At 36.0% G+C, this 1,748-nt stretch carries 1 protein-coding gene and 2 pseudogenes; 2 read left to right on the plus strand and 1 reads right to left on the minus strand.

Going from position 1 to position 1,748, the window contains the following annotated elements:
• A pseudogene (locus AB0I11_RS34325) lies at nt 1-72 on the plus strand (IS6 family transposase); the annotation flags it as partial.
• A 100-nt stretch (nt 73-172) separates the two neighbouring features.
• Here the strand turns inward: AB0I11_RS34325 and AB0I11_RS34330 are convergent.
• Nucleotides 173-1,471: a polysaccharide deacetylase family protein gene (locus AB0I11_RS34330; protein ID WP_357330099.1), complete on the minus strand. Its 1,299-nt coding sequence runs from the start codon at nt 1,469-1,471 to the stop codon at nt 173-175.
• Between the two features lie 168 nt (nt 1,472-1,639).
• On the opposite strand from AB0I11_RS34330, the pseudogene AB0I11_RS34335 reads away from it, so the two are divergent.
• Nucleotides 1,640-1,748, plus strand: a pseudogene (locus tag AB0I11_RS34335) (IS6 family transposase); the annotation flags it as partial.

The raw sequence follows: 1,748 nt of genomic DNA on the forward strand, positions 1-1,748 counted from the left end.
TTTCAGCAGGATGTGATTATTGTAGCCGTGGGCTACTATCTTCGTTATAACCTTATCCACGGTGTTCAAGAAGCAACTCCTCAGCAATAAGCGCTAGATTTCCAAAATATGAGAAACTATTTTAGAAATCTAGTTCTTATTTGCTCGGAGCTGGACGCTTCTTTCACAACCTCTATCTTCGATCTTTTTGGTCATACACTTCTTTGACGTTGATAAATTGATCAAGTATTGGATTTTCTCCTTTTAGGTCAGCTTCGAAACGGATACCGTCAATATTGATTCTGGCGTTACGGTAGTAGTCAGTTCCTAGTTGTCCCCATGCAGGAGTTGAGGCATCGACATTGCAGAAGATATCAAATCCTTGTTGTTTCAAGTAAGCAAATTTTTGATTTGCTTCAGAATAAGGTTGCCAATCGCTGATGTCAGCGCCAAATGGGTAGATCAAAATATTTGTTTTGCCTAAAATAGGTGCAACTTCATTTTGCCAACGTTCATTATCTTGTTGGATATCGGCTAAAGAAGCTTGTGTCATATTCAAGTGTCCCCAAGTATGAGAAGCAAAACTCCAACCATCTTTCTTTAATTGATCAGCAACTTTTTTGGCTGCTTCGATTTCTTTGTTTGTTTTTTCGTTATCACCATATTCTGATTTTGATGTACGGTAACCTAATACACCATTATAGCCTGTTAAAGCTAATGTTCCTTTGGCGCCTTGATAAGAAAAATCGGGATGTTTTTTAATGAATGAATCGATCAATGGAACCATATCATAGTCACCAACAGTTTCCTTCTTATTGTCGATATAAATATTCTTGATTTGGTTCTGTTTATCGACAATCAACTTACTTGGAAATCCTGAATTGTCCATGTATTCATAATAGCTGACATCGTCTTGCGAAAGAATTAACGGTTTCTTTCCTTCTGGAAGAGAAACACCTGTAAAGGTCAGTTTTCCATCTGTTCCTTTTTTGACTAATCCATTTAGATTAACAAGAACATAGTTATTTTTATATAACTGATCAATGGTTTTATTGAATTCGGAAATAGTGACCATATAATCTTTATACCCTTGTGCTTGCTGGGTATGAAAAGCCTTAGCTGGATCAACAATCAGACTATGAAAGAAGACGTGTGAGATTTTGGTCGGGTCTTCCCATTTTACCAAGGATTCTTTTTCTTTTTTCAAAGTTGCTAACAATTGTTGCGCTTCTTTGGCGTCGTCTTTTTCAAGTAAGGCGATGGCTTCATCATAATGATAACTTGCAGCAAGCTGTTTTGCTTGATCAAGCTGTTTCGTCGTTTGTTTATCTTCAACAGGTTTTGAGCTGCTGCTTGAGTGTTGAGTTGTTTGACTAGTGTTTTCTAATTTATTGTTTGTTACTGCTTGTGTAACAAAAAAGATACTTACACCTAGAATAATAACAGTGCATACAGAAGTGACAGCCAATATGATTTTGTGTGTATGTTTCATTTTATCGTCCCCTACTACTTTTTGATTTCAAAAACCCCCGTAAGCTTTTCTTAACCTTTTGAAAAACTTCCCATAACCATTGTAACGAATATAGGGTTCTGTTGCAAAGTTTTAAATCTACTATCAAATAAGGTAGAATAATAGAAAAAGATAGCAGGAGGAATGACGATGAATCATTTTAAAGAAAAGCAATTTCAGCAGGATGTGATTATTGTAGCCGTGGGCTACTATCTTCGTTATAACCTTAGCTATCGTGAAGTTCAAGAAATCTTATATG

Origin of the sequence: Micromonospora sp. NPDC050495 (assembly GCF_040655175.1) — a bacterium.
GTDB lineage: Bacteria > Actinomycetota > Actinomycetes > Mycobacteriales > Micromonosporaceae > Micromonospora.

Coding starts and splice junctions, on each gene's coding strand:
- AB0I11_RS34330 (WP_357330099.1), bottom strand. CDS start 1,471: ATGAAACATACACACAAAATCATATTGGCTGTCACTTCTGTATGCACT.